Origin of the sequence: Microbacterium sp. p3-SID336 (assembly GCF_025143365.1) — a bacterium.
GTDB lineage: Bacteria > Actinomycetota > Actinomycetes > Actinomycetales > Microbacteriaceae > Microbacterium.
This window is the reverse complement of record NZ_JALXPE010000028.1, coordinates 16399-32093: the sequence shown is the minus strand read 5'-3', so window position 1 is coordinate 32093 and position 15695 is coordinate 16399. Positions and strand designations below refer to the sequence as shown.

13 protein-coding genes are annotated in these 15695 nt (G+C 69.4%); all 13 read left to right on the top strand.

Going from position 1 to position 15695, the window contains the following annotated elements:
* The first annotated feature begins 20 nt into the window (after positions 1-20).
* The 13 genes from dnaJ (at position 21) to M3C17_RS09945 (ending at position 15682) form a co-directional block, all read left to right on the top strand.
* Positions 21-1136, top strand: a complete 1116-nt coding sequence (gene dnaJ / locus M3C17_RS10005; protein ID WP_259977563.1) for a molecular chaperone DnaJ — start codon at positions 21-23, stop codon at positions 1134-1136.
* A gap of 2 nt (positions 1137-1138) precedes the next feature.
* Positions 1139-1867 (top strand): 16S rRNA (uracil(1498)-N(3))-methyltransferase, encoded by a 729-nt coding sequence (locus M3C17_RS10000; protein WP_259977562.1) that lies wholly within the window; start codon positions 1139-1141, stop codon positions 1865-1867.
* A 37-nt stretch (positions 1868-1904) separates the two neighbouring features.
* Complete coding sequence (locus M3C17_RS09995; protein WP_259977560.1) at positions 1905-2252, top strand: HIT domain-containing protein; 348 nt, start codon at positions 1905-1907, stop codon at positions 2250-2252.
* Positions 2253-2298: 46 nt separating this feature from the next.
* Complete coding sequence (locus tag M3C17_RS09990; protein ID WP_259977587.1) at positions 2299-3324, top strand: PhoH family protein; 1026 nt, start codon at positions 2299-2301, stop codon at positions 3322-3324.
* Positions 3321-3782, top strand: coding sequence for an rRNA maturation RNase YbeY (gene ybeY / locus M3C17_RS09985; protein WP_259977559.1), 462 nt, complete (start codon positions 3321-3323; stop codon positions 3780-3782). The genes M3C17_RS09990 and ybeY overlap by 4 nt, the downstream gene beginning before the upstream one ends.
* Positions 3779-5071 (top strand): hemolysin family protein, encoded by a 1293-nt coding sequence (locus M3C17_RS09980; protein WP_259977558.1) that lies wholly within the window; start codon positions 3779-3781, stop codon positions 5069-5071. The genes ybeY and M3C17_RS09980 overlap by 4 nt, the downstream gene beginning before the upstream one ends.
* Positions 5064-5960 (top strand): GTPase Era, encoded by an 897-nt coding sequence (era, locus tag M3C17_RS09975; RefSeq protein ID WP_259977557.1) that lies wholly within the window; start codon positions 5064-5066, stop codon positions 5958-5960. Before M3C17_RS09980 ends, era begins: the two co-directional genes overlap by 8 nt.
* Positions 5961-5969: 9 nt before the next feature.
* The gene (locus M3C17_RS09970) at positions 5970-6542 is read left to right on the top strand and encodes an RNA polymerase sigma factor (RefSeq protein WP_259977556.1); all 573 of its coding nucleotides are present in this window, start codon (positions 5970-5972) and stop codon (positions 6540-6542) included.
* Positions 6532-7515, top strand: coding sequence for a hypothetical protein (locus tag M3C17_RS09965; protein ID WP_259977555.1), 984 nt, complete (start codon positions 6532-6534; stop codon positions 7513-7515). The genes M3C17_RS09970 and M3C17_RS09965 overlap by 11 nt, the downstream gene beginning before the upstream one ends.
* Positions 7512-7991: a hypothetical protein gene (locus tag M3C17_RS09960; RefSeq protein WP_259977554.1), complete on the top strand. Its 480-nt coding sequence runs from the start codon at positions 7512-7514 to the stop codon at positions 7989-7991. Before M3C17_RS09965 ends, M3C17_RS09960 begins: the two co-directional genes overlap by 4 nt.
* Before the next feature lie 75 nt (positions 7992-8066).
* Positions 8067-8663: an RNA polymerase sigma factor gene (locus M3C17_RS09955; protein ID WP_259977553.1), complete on the top strand. Its 597-nt coding sequence runs from the start codon at positions 8067-8069 to the stop codon at positions 8661-8663.
* A gap of 33 nt (positions 8664-8696) precedes the next feature.
* Complete coding sequence (locus M3C17_RS09950; protein WP_259977551.1) at positions 8697-15185, top strand: RHS repeat-associated core domain-containing protein; 6489 nt, start codon at positions 8697-8699, stop codon at positions 15183-15185.
* Positions 15179-15682, top strand: coding sequence for a hypothetical protein (locus M3C17_RS09945; protein WP_259977550.1), 504 nt, complete (start codon positions 15179-15181; stop codon positions 15680-15682). The genes M3C17_RS09950 and M3C17_RS09945 overlap by 7 nt, the downstream gene beginning before the upstream one ends.
* Positions 15683-15695: the final 13 nt, after the last annotated feature.

Here is a 15695-nt window from a genome sequence, read left to right as displayed (position 1 = left end):
ACACACGCAGAAGGGCGATTGTGGCGGACCACTACGAGGTTCTCGGGGTGTCCCGGGACGCTTCCACCGATGAGATCAAGAAGGCGTATCGGCGCCTGGCGCGGCAGCTCCACCCGGACGTGAACCCGGGCGAGGAGGCGGCCGAGAAGTTCAAGCTGGTCACCCACGCCTATGACGTGCTCAGCGACGAGGAGTCGCGCCGCCGCTACGACATGGGCGGCGGAGACGGAGCCGCAGGCAACTTCGGCGGGTTCGGCGGCTTCGGCGACATCTTCGAGACGTTCTTCGGAGCCGCGCAGGGCGGCGGGCGCGGGGCCCGTCCGCGGTCGCGCCGTGAGCGCGGCCAGGATGCGCTCGTGCGGGTCACGCTCGACCTGGGCGACGTCGTGTTCGGCGCCCACCGGGACATCGAGGTCGACACGGCCGTGCTGTGCGAGACGTGCCAGGGGTCGTGCTGCCAGGAGGGCACCTCGCCCGTCACGTGCGACATCTGCGGCGGTACCGGGCACGTGCAGCGCCAGGTGCGCAGCCTCCTCGGCAACGTCGTCACGTCGCAGCCCTGCGGTACGTGCGAGGGCTACGGCACGACCATCCCGTACCCCTGCGGTACCTGCGGCGGTCAGGGGCGCGTCCGCTCGCGGCGCACGGTCTCGCTCGACATCCCGGCCGGCGTGGAGACCGGTCTGCGACTGCAGCTGCCCGGCTCGGGCGAGGTCGGACGCGCGGGCGGCCCCAACGGCGACCTCTACGTCGAGGTGACCGTCAACGCGCACCCGGCGTTCAGCCGCGACGGCGACGACCTGCTCGCCACGCTCGAGGTCTCCATGACGGACGCGATCCTCGGTACCGAGACCTCCATCGAGGGGCTCGACGGCGAGGTCGACCTGGAGATCCGTCCGGGCGTGCAGTCGGGTGACGTGCTGACCATCAAGGGCCGGGGCATCACGCCGCTGCGCGGCACCCAGCGCGGCGACCTCCGCGTGGGCGTGCAGGTGGTGACCCCGACGAAGCTCGACTCCGCGCAGCGCAAGCTGATCGAGGACTTCGCGAAGAAGAACAAGGCGCCGGGCCCGCAGCTCGCGCAGTTCCAGCAGGGGCTCTTCTCGAAGCTGCGCGACCGGTTCCGCGGGCACTGATCGTGGCGCTGCACTTCCTGGTCGAGCAGGCCGGCGCGTGCGCGGTCGGGGAGCTCGTGACGCTCACGGGCGCCGAGGCGAAGCACGCGGCCGTCGTGCGTCGACTGCGGGTGGGCGAGGAGGTCACGGTCGGCGACGGTCGCGGGGTCTGGCTCTCCGGCGTCGCCGAGGAGGTCTCGCCGACACGGGTCGACGTGAGGGTCGCGGAGCGCATCGAGCACCCGCCGGCGACACCGCGGGTCGTGCTGGTGCAGGCGCTGGCCAAGGGTGATCGTGATGAGCTCGCGGTGCAGGCCGCGTGCGAGCTCGGCGTCGATGAGATCGTGCCGTGGCAGGCGGGTCGCAGCGTGTCGCGGTGGGAGGGGCCGAAGGCGGCGAAGGGCCGCGAGCGGTGGGCGAGCATCGTGCGTGAGGCGGCCAAGCAGGCCCACCGCGCCTGGGTACCCGAGGTCGCTCCGGTGGAGACCACCGCGCAGCTGGCCGCGCGGGCGGCGTCGCAGCGCGTGCTGCTGCTCGACCCGACGGCTCGGATGCGACTGTCAACGCTCCAGCCGGATGGGCGCGATCTCGTGCTCGTGGTCGGTCCCGAAGGCGGCATCTCGCCGGAGGAGCTGGCGCGTCTCGAGGCAGCCGGGGCTGAGCGCGTGCTGCTGGGAGATACGGTCCTGCGTACCTCGACAGCAGGTCCTGCCGCGATCGCCGTGCTGTCGGCCGCGCTCGGCCGCTGGTGACCGCCGCCCCATACAGGCGCCCCGGTAAGCTGAAGGCATGAGCGAACCCTCGATCTTCACGCGCATCCTCAACGGGGACATCCCCGGGGAGATCCTGCTCGACACCGGTCGCGTGTTCGTGATCCGCGACATCAACCCGCAGGCGCCGCTGCACGTTCTCGTGATCCCGAAGAGCGAGGAATACCGGGACGTCACCGAGCTCGCGGCCGGGGATCCGGGGCTGCTGGCCGAGATGGTCGCCGCGGCCAAGAGCATCGCCGACGAGCATGCGAACGGCGAATACCGCCTCATCTTCAACAACGGCGCGAGCGTCGCGCAGTCCGTCTTCCACGTGCACGCCCATGTGCTCGGCAACCTCGAGGAGAACAAGCTCGTTGGCTTCTGACGATCAGGAAACCGTCACCGAACGCATCTACGCCGACGGTGTCGCGATGGTGCAGCTGCTGGGTCCGCAGGACCGGCTGCTGCGGATGCTCGAGCGGGAGCACCGCGACGTGCAGGTGCTGGTCCGCGGCAACGAGATCACGCTGACGGGCGAACGCGACGCCGTGGCGAAGGCGAAGACGCTCGTGGACGAGCTGCTCGCGATGACGAAGGCCGGACACGACCTCGCACCCAGCGACGTCGCCAGCTCGGCGCGCATGCTGCGCCAGGAGGGCGGTCCGCGGCCGAGCGAGGTGCTGGGCGAGGCGATCCTCTCCACACGCGGCAAGGTGATCCGTCCCAAGACGCTCGGCCAGAAGGAGTACGTCGACGCGATCGAGGAGAACACGATCGTGTTCGGCATCGGTCCCGCCGGCACCGGGAAGACGTACCTCGCGATGGCCAAGGCCGTCCAGGCGCTGCAGCGCAAGGAGGTCACCCGGATCATCCTCACCCGGCCCGCGGTCGAGGCGGGGGAGCGGCTGGGCTTCCTCCCCGGCACGCTGACCGACAAGATCGACCCGTATCTGCGCCCGCTGTACGACGCGCTCAACGAGATGATGGACCCGGAGATCGTGCCGCGGCTGATGGCCACCGGGACGATCGAGGTCGCCCCCCTCGCCTACATGCGCGGCCGCACGCTGAACGACTCGTTCGTCGTGCTCGACGAGGCGCAGAACACCACGCCCGAGCAGATGAAGATGTTCCTGACCCGTCTCGGCTTCGGCACGAAGATGGTCGTCACCGGTGACATCACGCAGGTCGACCTCCCGCAGGGCTCGTCGGGTCTGCGCCTGGTCACCCGGGTGCTCGACGGCATCGACGACATCCACTTCAGCCGTCTGACGAGCGACGACGTGGTCCGGCATTCGCTGGTGGGACGCATCGTCGACGCCTACAGCGAGTACGACGAGAAGCGCACGGCCCAGCGGTTCGAGCGCGAGCAGGCCGCGGAGTTCGCGAACAGGGCGGAGCGCCGCGGGGCACAGCGCCCAGGACCCCGTGACCGGATGCCGAAACGAGGACTCTCATGATCGAGATCAACAACGAGTCGGCGATCGACGTCGACGAGACGGTGCTGCAGCGCCTGACGGACTTCAACCTCGCGCAGCTGCACGTCAGCCCGGACGCGGAGGTGGCGATCGTCCTCGTGGACGAGGGCGCCATGGAGGCCCTGCACGTGCAGTGGATGGACGAGCCGGGACCGACCGACGTGCTCAGCTTCCCGATGGACGAGCTGCGCCCCGGCACCGAGGACCGCCCGACGCCGCCCGGCCTGCTCGGCGACATCGTGCTGTGCCCGCAGGTCGCCGAGACCCAGGCGCAGGCAGCCGGCCACACCCTCATGGACGAGCTGATCCTGCTCACCACGCACGGTCTGCTGCACCTGCTCGGCTTCGACCACGCCGAGCCGGAGGAGGAGCGGGAGATGTTCGGACTGCAGAAGCAGCTCATCCAGGGCTTCGCCGTCTCCGAACGCCGCCGCCGATGACGGAGATCCTGCTGCTGATCGCCGCCGTGCTGCTGGTGGCGTTCGGCGGTCTGATGGCCGCGATCGACGCGGCCTACGGCGTCACCTCGCGTGCCGGGCTCGCCGATCTGGCGACCGAGGGGCGGCGGGCGAAGGCGCTCGAGCGGATCGCCGCCGACCTCGACGCGCACGTCAACGCAGTGGCGTTCATCCGTGTGCTCGCGGAGGTCACCGCCGCCGTGTTGGTCACGGTGGCGTTCACGATCATGTTCGAGAACCTGTGGTGGGCCATGCTCGCCGCGGCCATCCTGATGACCGGCATCACGTTCGTCCTGGTGGGGGCGAGTCCCCGCACATTCGGCCACCAGCACGCCGAGGCGATGATCCGCGGCAGCGCGGGGATCGTACGGGGGCTCCGCATCATCCTCGGGCCGTTGGCGCAGGGGCTGGTGGTGCTCGGCAACCGCGTCACGCCCGGCACGGGCCGCAGCTCCTTCTCGAGCGAGGATCAGCTGCTGAGCATGGTCGACGAGGCGGCGTCGAACGACCTCATCGAGGAGGACGACCGCGACCTCATCCATTCGGTGTTCGACTTCACGGATCAGTTCGTGCGCGCGGTGATGGTCCCGCGCACGGAGATGGTCACGGTCGGTGCCGAGGCGACGACCGACGAGGCCATGTCGCTGTTCCTGCACCGCGGTGTCTCCCGCATGCCCGTGGTCGACGACGAGGCCGACGACGTGGTCGGAGTGCTGTACCTCAAGGACCTCGTGCAGTTCGCCTACCGGGACGACTCCGCGTGGCGCGCGGCCTCCATCCGCCCGATCGCCCGCCCGGCGACGTTCGTGCCGGAGTCGATGCGCGCCGAGACGCTGCTGCAGCAGATGAAGCGCGACGCCGTGCACGTGTGCCTCGTGATCGACGAGCACGGCGGGATCTCGGGGCTCGTGACGCTGGAGGATCTCATCGAGGAGCTCGTCGGCGAGATCTCCGACGAGTACGATCAGGTATCCGCCGAGTTCGTGGACCTCGGAGCCGGTCGCTACCGCGTGAGCTCCCGGCTGTCGCTGGAGGACGTGGGCGATCTGTTCGGTCTCGAACTGGAGGATGAGGACGTCGACTCGATCGGCGGCCTGCTCGGCAAGGCGCTCGGCCAGGTGCCGCAGCCCGGAGCCACCGCCACGGTCGAGGGGCTGGTGCTCACGGGCGGGGCGTCTCGCGGACGCGGGCGGGGGATCGCGACGGTGTTCGTGGAGAGAGCGGCGCAGCCGGACGACACGCAGGAAGAAGGAGAGCGACGCGATGACTGAGGACACCCGGAGCGGTTTCGTGACCTTCGTCGGCCGGCCGAACGTGGGCAAGTCGACCCTGACCAACGCACTGGTCGGAGAGAAGATCGCCATCACGAGCGAGAAGCCGCAGACCACGCGGCGCGCGATCCGCGGCATCCTGAACCGCCCCGACGGGCAGCTCGTGATCGTGGACACCCCCGGCATCCACAAGCCGCGGACCCTGCTCGGCGAGCGGCTCAACGACCTGGTCGAGCAGGTGCTGGGCGATGTCGACGTGATCGGCTTCTGCGTGCCGGCGACCGAGAAGGTGGGGCCGGGAGACCGACGCATCGCCGCCTCCCTGGACGGGTATCCCCGCGCACAGAAGATCGCGATCGTGACGAAGACGGATGCCGCGGGGCGGGACGAGATCACGGAACGGCTCATGGAGGTCGATTCGCTGCGTGAGGACTGGGCGGCGGTGATCCCGCTGTCCGCCCTCACGCGCGATCAGCTCGACGTGCTCGCGGACGAGATCCTGCAGCTCATGCCGGAAGGGCCTGCGCTGTACCCCGAGGGCATCGCGACGGACGAGTCGGCGGAGGACCGCATCGCCGAGATCATCCGCGAGGCGGCGCTCGACGGTGTCCGCGACGAGCTCCCGCACTCCATCGCCGTGGTCGTCGATGACATCGCGCCCCGCGAGGGCAGTGACCTCACCGATGTGCATGCCTCGATCGTCGTCGAGCGCGACAGTCAGAAGGCGATCATCATCGGCCACAAGGGCGGGCGGCTGCGCGACGTCGGCGCCCGCGCTCGCTCCGGCATCGAGGAGCTGCTGGGCACCCGCGTGTTCCTCGGACTGCACGTCAAGGTCGCGAAGGAGTGGCAGCGCGACCCCAAGCAGCTCGGGCGTCTCGGGTTCTGACATGCGCCAGTGCAGGACGTCGGAGGCGGCGGGCAGACCGCCGACCCCACCCGCATGAACGGCCGCAGCGAGGACCCGAACACGCTGCGGAACGAGGTCTTCACACGAGTGTTCGACGAGCACTGGGCGGCGGTGCGCCATCACATCGAGGGTGTGGTCGGCGACGACGACGAGGTCACCGAGATCGTCTCGGAGGTGTTCCTCGCCGTGTGGTCGCGTCTGCGCCCGGCGAGGCCGCCCGGACGCGTCCAGCTGCTGCGGGAGACGGATCGCCGCCTGCGCGCACGACCCGGCCGGTCGATGACCCGACTCACGGCGCTGGATGCCGTGCACGTGGGGCTGTCCGGCGACCCCGCGCTGCCCGGGATCGTCGGCCGCAGCGAAGTGCTCAGAGCTTTGGGTGTCCTCACTCCCACGCAACGGCGTATCATCATGCTCACGTACTGGGATGGACTCGCGGTGGGGGAGATCGCGGAGCTGTTGCGCGCATCGGAGTCACGGGTACAGAAGACGTTGCGTCTGGCGGAGGATCGGCTTCGTGCGGCGCTGGGCCTGGAGGGGACTGATACGCGTGACGCCTGACAATGCCGTGCTCGAGCGAGCGCTCACCGACGCCGACCCCGCGCGCACTCCGCGTGACGCGCACCCCGATGCGAGGGCCATCGCGACGCGCGATCGGATCATCCGTTCCTCGCGCGCCCCGGAGCGGCGCCGTGCCCGCACGTTCGGGTGGGCTGCGGGGCTCACCGCCGTCGTGGCCTCGACGGCCTTGGCGATCGGCGTCCTGATGCCGCAGGGCGCCGCCGTCGCCGGCACGCCCGCGCCGCTGTCGTTCGAGGGCTCCGCCTCGCTCGCCGAGACCGTGGCGACTGCGGACGCCGATCTGAGCGTGTTCAGCGAACCCGTCACGCCGATGCGCACCGTGCGCACCGCCTCATGGTCGTTCTCGGTGGACGTGGACGCCGGGCACGCGGAGGTCGTGCCGCAGCTGGCGACGTTCGCCTGGAGCGAAGACCTGTCCGGCGAGTCGGTCGTGATCAACGGAGTCGCCTACGACCCGGGTGACGCGGTCGCCAACCAGAACGCCGAGGTCGTCAGCAGCGGCGAGGTCGCCGCGCGCATCGTCTACGCCCCCGGCGAGTTCGAGACGCCGGTGGTCGCCATTCCCGGCGAGTCGTCGTCGGACGTGCGCGCACTGCTGGAGGCGTTCGGCCTCCCTTCCGACCCGACCGCTTTCGACGTGATGACCTCCATCACCTCGGTCTTCGGACAGTGGACGCTGACCAACGCGCAGCATGCTGAGCTGCTGGCGCTCCTGGAGGAGGCCGGCGGCGCGCAGGCGCTCGGCACCTCCACCGACCGCCTCGGCCGTCCGGTCGCAGGCATCCGCGTGATCGCACCGGACGGCGTCGTGAGCGACGACGTGCTGGTGTCGCTCGATACCGGCCGGATCGTCGGCGTCGAGCGCACCGTGCTCGTCGACGACGGCATCGTGGCGCCGGGCTCGATCACGGACTACCGCATGTGGGATCTCGATGAGGAGATGGTGGAATGAGGCGCACGCGCGCGACGATCGGGGCCCTGGTGGGCCTGATGCTGGTCCTGACCGGGGTGCCGACGGTGGCCTCCGCGGGGACGGGGCAGGATGAGCGGGATTCTCAGACGGCGCAGCTGCTGGAGGAGGTCCCCGGTGGGGAGCTGGTGGCCCCGGGACACATCGTCTGGCCCGAGCTCGACATGGAGTTCACCGCGGCCGGAGCGAACACGACCTTGAGCGCGCGCTCCGTCGGCAGCTGCGCGACCGGTCGCATCTGCGCGTACACGGCATACGGCCTCTCCGGGAGCATCCTGAGCTGGGGCACCTGCGGGAGCATCGCCATCCCGTCGACCTTCACGGCCCGGTCCGTCGCCAACGCCCGCACGTCCGGCTATGCGCAGGTTCGCAACAACACCACGGTGCTCGCGACGGTGTACGCGAACGGCTCCGCGAACATCTACGGCGCGGCGAACAACATCCGCTGCTACCTCTGACCGCACGGCGAACATGGGTGGGGGGACGGGGCGTCCGGTGCGCCCGGTGTCGGCCGACCGGCGGAGGCTCGGTCGGTGAGTCGCGGCAAGAAGGCGTGGGAGGCGGAGCGCGAGCGCGTCTTCACGGAGTTGTACGCGCAGCACTGGGCCGCGGTGCAGCGTCACGTGGAGTGCCTGGTGGACGAGGACGCGGAGGTCGCCGAGATCGTCGCCGACGTGTTCCTCCTCGCCTGGCGGAAGCTCGACGTCTCGCGCCCGCTCGGTGTGGTGTGGCTGCTCCGAGCGTGCGACAACAAGCTCAAGGATCGCGCCCGGAGTCAGCGCGCGCATGCGCGGGCTATCGACGCCGTTCGCGCCGCGCACACCCATCGGAACGACGATGTGCTCGACACGCTCGCCGTGCGGCGTGCCATCGCGACCGTGCTCACACCGCGCGAGCGGCGCATCGTGATGCTCGCCTACTGGGATCGGCTCGCAGCCGGTGAGATCGCCGAGCTCTTGCGGTGCACGCAGGGGACGGTGTGGACCACGCTGAGCCGTGCCCGCGGAAAGCTGCAGGCGGAACTGGTCTTCGCCGAGGACGCCGCACGATCGTCGGCGGCACTGTGGAACCGGGATATTGCACGAGACGGCAATACCTTACAAACGGAGATTTCGGCTCTCCGCACGTAGACGGTGCACTCGCGCGGCCAATAGCGTGCGCCTGTGACCCACCCCCGCACCAGCGTGCGCACGCGCGCGATCCTGCGTAGGAATCAGCAGCGACGGCTTGTGACCGTCATGACGGCGACCGCTCTGGTGGGCGGCCTCTTCGTGGCCGTTCCCGGTGCCGCGTTCGCGGACGACCCGACGCCGACGACAGGCTCCGCGGTCTTCGGCGACCCGATCCCTGGCGCTGCTCTCGGCGCGGTCGAGGACCCGATCGGTGCCGATGCCTCGCTCAATGCGGACGCACCGCCGGTCGCGCCGCTGCCGAAGCCGCAGACCGCGGAGCTCCGACTCGAGCCGACCCCCGGGGCGAGCGACATCCAGACACGGGGCGATGAGGGTTCCGTCTCCGCGGCGGTCGCCGGCGCGTGGCAGGCGGTCGGAGATTCGGGCATCAGCCTCGCGGTGGCGGAGGCGCGAGGACCGGCAGGCGGCGCGACCACGCCGTCGGGCGAGCCCGAGGCTCCCCCGACGAAGGAGCCGGGGGAGCAGGACGCGGAGGCCGGCGCGGAGGAGCCAGGGGAGGGCAGCACGCCGCCGGGGGAGGGTACTGGCCCGGACGAGGTGACGCCGCCGGAAGAGGAGAAGCAGCCGGAGGAGACGGCGACTCCCGCGCCCGAATCGACGACCGTCACAGTCGAGATCATGGGGAAGAAGGCCGCATCGAAGAAAGGACTCGACGGTGTCGTGCTGACTCTGTCGTCGTCTTCGCCTGTCGAGCAGGGAGGATCACCGGTGGCGCTCCTGCTGCCCGAGGAGCTGCTGGCCGGAGCCTATGGCGGCGACTACGCCGGTCGTCTGCAGTGGGTGCAGGTGCCAGCGGACACCACGGCCGGCGATGTCCGCGAGGATGCCGTGCCTATCGCCTCCGCGGCCACGGCCGACGGGGTCGTGCTGACGCCGTCCCTCGCAGGCTCGCCGACGATGGTGACGGCTCTGGCCGGTGCGAGCTCCGCGAACGGCACGGGGTCGTATGCGGCGACGCCGCTGAAGTCGTCCTCCACGTGGGACGTCGCCGAGCAGACGGGCGCGTTCACCTGGAGCTATGACATGGCGGTCCCCGCACCCGCCGCCGGGCCTGCGCCGAGCGTGGCGCTCAGCTACAACTCGCAGTCCGTCGACGGCCTCACGGCATCCACGAACAATCAGCCGTCGGTGGTCGGCGAGGGGTGGGAGCTCGCCGCGGCAGGATTCATCGAGCGCAGCTACGTGCCCTGTGCGAAGGACGACGGAGCGAGCGGCGCCGTCGCCACCTCCGGAGACCTGTGCTGGAAGACCGACAACGCCACGGTGTCGATCGGCGGACGGGCCGGCGCGCTCATCAAGGACTCCAGCAGCGGGAAGTGGCGGCTGCAGAACGACGACGGCACGCGCTTCGAGCGCTTCACCGGCACGGCACAGGGCTGCGCGCCGAACGGCACCGCGAACACCGAGTGCTGGCGAATGACCACCACCGACGGCACGCAGTACTGGTTCGGGTTGAATCAGCTTCCGGGCTGGTCGGCGGGCAAGGCCGTCACCAACTCGACCTGGACGGTCCCGGTCTACGGCAACGACGCGGGCGAGCCCTGTCACGCCTCGACCTTCGCGGCCTCCTCGTGCCAGCAGGCCTGGCGGTGGAACCTCGACTACGTCGTCGATGTGCACGGCAACGCCCAGACCGTGTACTACACGGCCGAGACGAACAAGTACGCCAAGGGCGGCTCCGGCGCGACGGCGTATCAGCGCGGCGGAGTCGTCTCGCGGATCGAGTACGGGCTCCGGGCGTCGGACGTCTACGCGAGCAAGGGCGCGGGCTATCGCGTGCTGTTCACCTACGACGCCAAGGGGCGGTGCAACGACGCGACCGGCGCGAAGTGCACGACGGCCGCGCTCGACAGCGCCGTGAAGCCGGCGAACCCGTCCGCGTACCCGGATGTGCCGTTCGATCAGCTGTGCACGGGGACCTCCTGCACCGCCGCGCAGATCGCGCCCACGTTCTTCACCAACGCCAGCCTCGTGAAGGTCGAGTCGCAGACGCTCGTGTCCAGCGCCTACTCGACCGTCGACACGTGGACCATCGGTCACTCGTTCCCCGACCCGGGTGACGGCACCTCTGCCGCGCTCTGGATGACGCAGGTGCAGCGCTCTGGCACCGCCGCAGGCAAGGCTGCGATCGCCGAGCCGCCGACCGTGTTCTCCGGCGTCACGATGCAGAACAGGGTCTGGGTGGTCGACGGGCTCGCACCCCTCGACAAGTGGCGTCTCAGCTCGATCCGCACGAACCTCGGCGGAGAGATCAGCGTCAACTACCAGGCGCAGCAGTGCACACCGGCGCAGGCGTCCGCGATCCTCGCCGACCTGCCGAACAACACGCGGTGGTGCTTCCCCGAGTGGTGGGTGCCGCAGTCGACGATCCCTCTCGGTGGGCGACAGGACCTGTTCCACAAGTATCCCGTGGCCTCAGTTCTGGTGAACGGGCGCACGGGCGGGCCGCTGAGCCAGGTCCAGCAGACCCAGTACGTGTACGGGACGCCGAAGTGGCGGTACAACGACTCGCCGCTGACCGTCGCGAACTCCCGCACCTGGAACGTGTTCGCCGGCGTGAACACGGTGGAGGTGCGCGAAGGGAACCCGGCGGCGCCCGCCGCGCAGAAGGTCACCGCCTACACCTATTACCAGGGCTTGAACGGGGACAGGGCCGCGGCATCCGGAGGCACGAAGTCGGTCACGGTCACCGGCACGACGATTCCGGACGAGCGCTGGCTGGCCGGTCAGGTGTATCGGGAGCAGACGCGCAACGGCGTCGGCGGGGCCGTGGTCTCCGATCTGATCAGCACCCCGTGGGCGTCGGCGGTCACATCCAACGACGGCTCCAGGCAGGCGCGGATGACGGCGGTCGAACGCACCGTGCGCACCGAGCCGCTGTCGACCGGCGGCAATCGCACGCTCGACACCAGGACGACCTACGACCCCAGCTCGGGGAAGCCGCTGACCGTGTCCACGATCCCGTCGGATGCGACAAGCACCTGTGTGACGACAACCTATGCGACGGCGAACACGACCGCGTGGATCGTCGGACTACCGAGCCAGGTGCGCACGGTCAACGCGACCTGCGCCGGCCTGTCGGGAGCGCAGTTCCCGCGCGACCTGGTGAGCGACGTGAAGACGAGCTACGACGGTCTCGCGTGGGGCGCCGCCGCCACGAAGGGCCTGGTCACGTCGACGCAGGTGGTCGACAGGTACGAGAACGGGCAGCCGCATTGGGTGTCGGCGGGGTCGGTCACCTACGACTCCCTCGGCCGACCGCTCGTGAAGACCGACGCCCTCGGGCGCACGACCTCCACCGCCTACACGCCCGCGGCGACGCAGCCTCTGCTCAGCACGGCGGAGACGAACACCGCGCCGTTCTCGTGGACCACCACGACCACGTTCGAGCCGACGACGGGCACCAAAGCCCAGATCGTCGATCCGAACGGCGCGACGACCACCATCGCAGTGGACGCCCTGGGCCGCACGAGCAGTGTGTGGCTCCCGCTGCGACCGCAGGCCGCCAACCCGAGCTCGCCCTCGCTGGCCTTCACCTACACGCTGTCGCACACCGCGCCCAACGCGATCAAGACGGACACCGTGACGGGTGGCGGCGTCGTCACGAAGTACGAGCTCTTCGACGGGCTCGGTCGCCCCACGCAGACGCAGTCGGCCGCCGTCGGGGGAGGCGCAGTTATCAAGACGACGAACTACGACCACCAGGGGCGCGTGTACTTCGTCGACAACGACTACTGGACCGCGTCGATCACCCCGGGCACCGCGTTCTTCACGCCGACCACGGAGAACAACATCCCCTCGCAGGTCGTCACCTCCTACGACGCCGTCGGGCGCGCCCTGACCTCCACCCTCAACACGACGGGCACGGTGCACTCGCAGACCGTGACCGCGTACCTCGGCGCGGACCGGGTGGACACGGTGCCGCCGGCCGGAGGCACGTCGACCAGCACGTTCACGAACTCGCTCGGGCAGAAGACCAAGCTCGTGCAGTACCTCTCACCGGGGATCACCGGCGCGGGGCAGGCGACGACGTTCGCGTACGACGGCGGAGGCCGCATGACGAGGATGACCGATCCCGCGGGCAACAACTGGACCTGGACGTTCGACCTGTTGGGGAACCGCATCGGCCAGGACGACGCCGACTCGGGGGCATCGAGTGCCACCTACGACCTCGTCGGGAACCTGACATCGACGACCGACGCCCGTGGGACGACGGTCACCACCACATACGACGAGCTGAACCGCAAGAAGGCGACCTACGCGGGCGGCCCCAGCGGTGCGCTGCTCTCCAGCTGGACGTACGACTCCGTCAAGAAGGGGCTGGTGACGACGACCACCGCGTTCAGCGGCTCCACGCCAGGCACCCCGGGGCTCGCCTACACGACCACGGTCGGGAGCTACGACGCGGCGGGCAATCCCACGGAGACGACGCTCGCGATCCCGACCGGCGCACCGGCGTTCGGCGGCACCAGCTACAAGACGACGCTGTACTACAACGCCGACTCGTCGCTGCAGGCGAAATCCCTGCCTGCGATGGGCGGCCTTCCGGCAGAGATCGTCCGCAACAGCTACGACTCCTGGGGCCGGCTCAGCGGCGTGCGCGGCACCTCGATCGTGCTGGCGAACACGGTGTACTCGCCGATCGGACAGCTCGCCGAGTTCGCCAGGGTCAACGGCTCCACGAGCAGCGCTTACTCCACCTACGGCTACGACCCGGCGACCGGGGCCGTGCTCGCCATCAAGGACAACGCGGTGTTCGGCGGTCTCGGGCACTACGTCGCCGACCGCACGTACACGCGAGACGGTGTGGGGAACGTCACCTCGGCGACCCTGAACTCGGTGCTGCCGACCAGCGGGACGCAGAAGACGTGCTACACGTACGACAGCCTGCGGCAGCTCACCCGGGCGTGGACGCCGAACGCCGCGACCACGTGCGCCGCCGCCCCCACGGCCGCGACGATGGGCGGACTGGAGCCGTACTGGCACGACTACAGCTACGACAATCAGACCGGCAACCGCACGGCGCTCGTGCGGCGGTCGACGCTCGGCACCGCGACCACGGCCACCTACACGTATCCTGCGGCCGGAAGCGCCCGTCCACACGGCGTGACCGCCGTCACTGGTCCTGCCTCGGCGGGCCCGGGTGCGTACGGCTACGACGACGCGGGCAACATGACAACCCGCCCGGGGCAGACGGTCACGTTCGACGCGTCAGGGAAGGCAACGAAGGTGGTGTCGGGTTCTGTGACGCAGAACACCGTGTACAACGCGGACGGCAGCATCCTCCTGCGCACCAACACCAGCGAGGGTGCGAGCCTGTTCGTCGGCGACACCGTGCTCACGCAGGCCCCGGGGTCGAGTGTCGTCGCGGGCGTGCGCACGTACAGTGGGGCCGAGGGCAAGCCCGTCGCCGAGAAGTCCGCCAAGAGCGGCACTCCCGGCACGACCCTCACATGGTTGTTCACGAATCTGGAGGGGACGGTGGACGTGCAGACCGTGGCGAACGCGACCGGCACCACCACGCGCATGCTGCGCGACCCCTACGGCGCGCCGATCGGCTCCTCCGGCGTGTGGAGCAGCGGCACGGGGTACATGAACAAGCCCGCCACCGCCTCGACAGGGCTCACGACGGTGGGCGCGCGGACGTACGACCCGGTGCTGGGCAAGTTCCTCTCCGTCGACCCCGTCATCGACACGAACCTGCCGCAGCAGAACACCGGCTACACCTATTCCGGCAACAACCCCACCACGTACATGGACCCGACCGGACTCGCCTTCAAGATCGACTGCGGCTCAGAGTGTGGAGGCGGTTCGAAGCCGTCGGCCAAACCGGGTCGGCAGGGCGGGACACCCTTCGCGAAGGGCACTCCATCGTGCAAGTGGGGCAGCGCCGGGTGCCGAGGTGCATCTGCACCTCGCCAGAATGACGGCATCGCGTCCGGGGTGGTCAATCCCTGCCGGGCCTTCAACGGCGCGAAGTGCGAGAAGAAGGACGCATGGGTGAATCCCTTCCTTCCGATCAAGGGGATCAGCGCGCTCTCTGATCTCATGCAGAAGAACCGATTCCTTCGCGGGATGGCGAACATGCCCGTGACGACGGTCGCTCTCGTCTCGGTCTACCTGAGCGACGGCGACTGCGGCTATTCGTCAGGCCATGGCATCTGGGTCTGCAGCGGAAGCATGCTCGCTCAACAGGGCGGCACCACGTTCGGTGATGTCTTCCTCCTGAATTCGGAGAGTTCCGTGGCCGCAGTTCTCGATGGCGATCCCGACGACGAGGCCCTTCTCTCTCACGAATCGAGGCATTCCGCTCAGTGGGCGGCGCATGGCGGGGTGGCCTACCCGCTTATGTACGGTGTAGAAGCCGCGAAATCCACCGTTCTCACTGGCTCCTACGGGTGTGCGAACTGGTTCGAGTTCGACGCCGGTCTCCACGAAGGGAGGTACTCGTCATGCTGAAGGAGGCGGTGACCCGGGTCGCAGCGGGCGCACTGGGGTTGCTCGGTGCAGTGATCCTGGCGGGATGCGTGCCGTCACGGCCAGTTTTCATGGAGCCGGTCGCCCTGACGGTCGTCGACGACCAGTTCGCGTGGGTGCAGTGCCTCGACGAGACGTGGGACATCGACTACATCTCCACGGCCCTGCGGGAAGAGTGGGGATCAGAGGACGAGGTGGTGCTGTTCTCCGCGACCGCCGACGAGGGGCAGGCCGTCGCCGTGCCTCCCGGTGAACCGATCCTCCCTGACACCTTCCCTGACTTCTCCGTGACCAGCAGCCGCGAGTACCCGGTGTCGAGTCTGGACGGCCCCGTCACGGTGTACGTCATCCTTTCCGGGCCGGACCACCGCGCGGAGATGTCTTTCAAGAACGTCGCGATCGATTCGCTTGTGGAAGGCACCTACGTGTACCACTCCGGGGAAGTGAGCAATGAACCCTGCGACATGGACGACGAGTGAGCGTTGCGGTCTT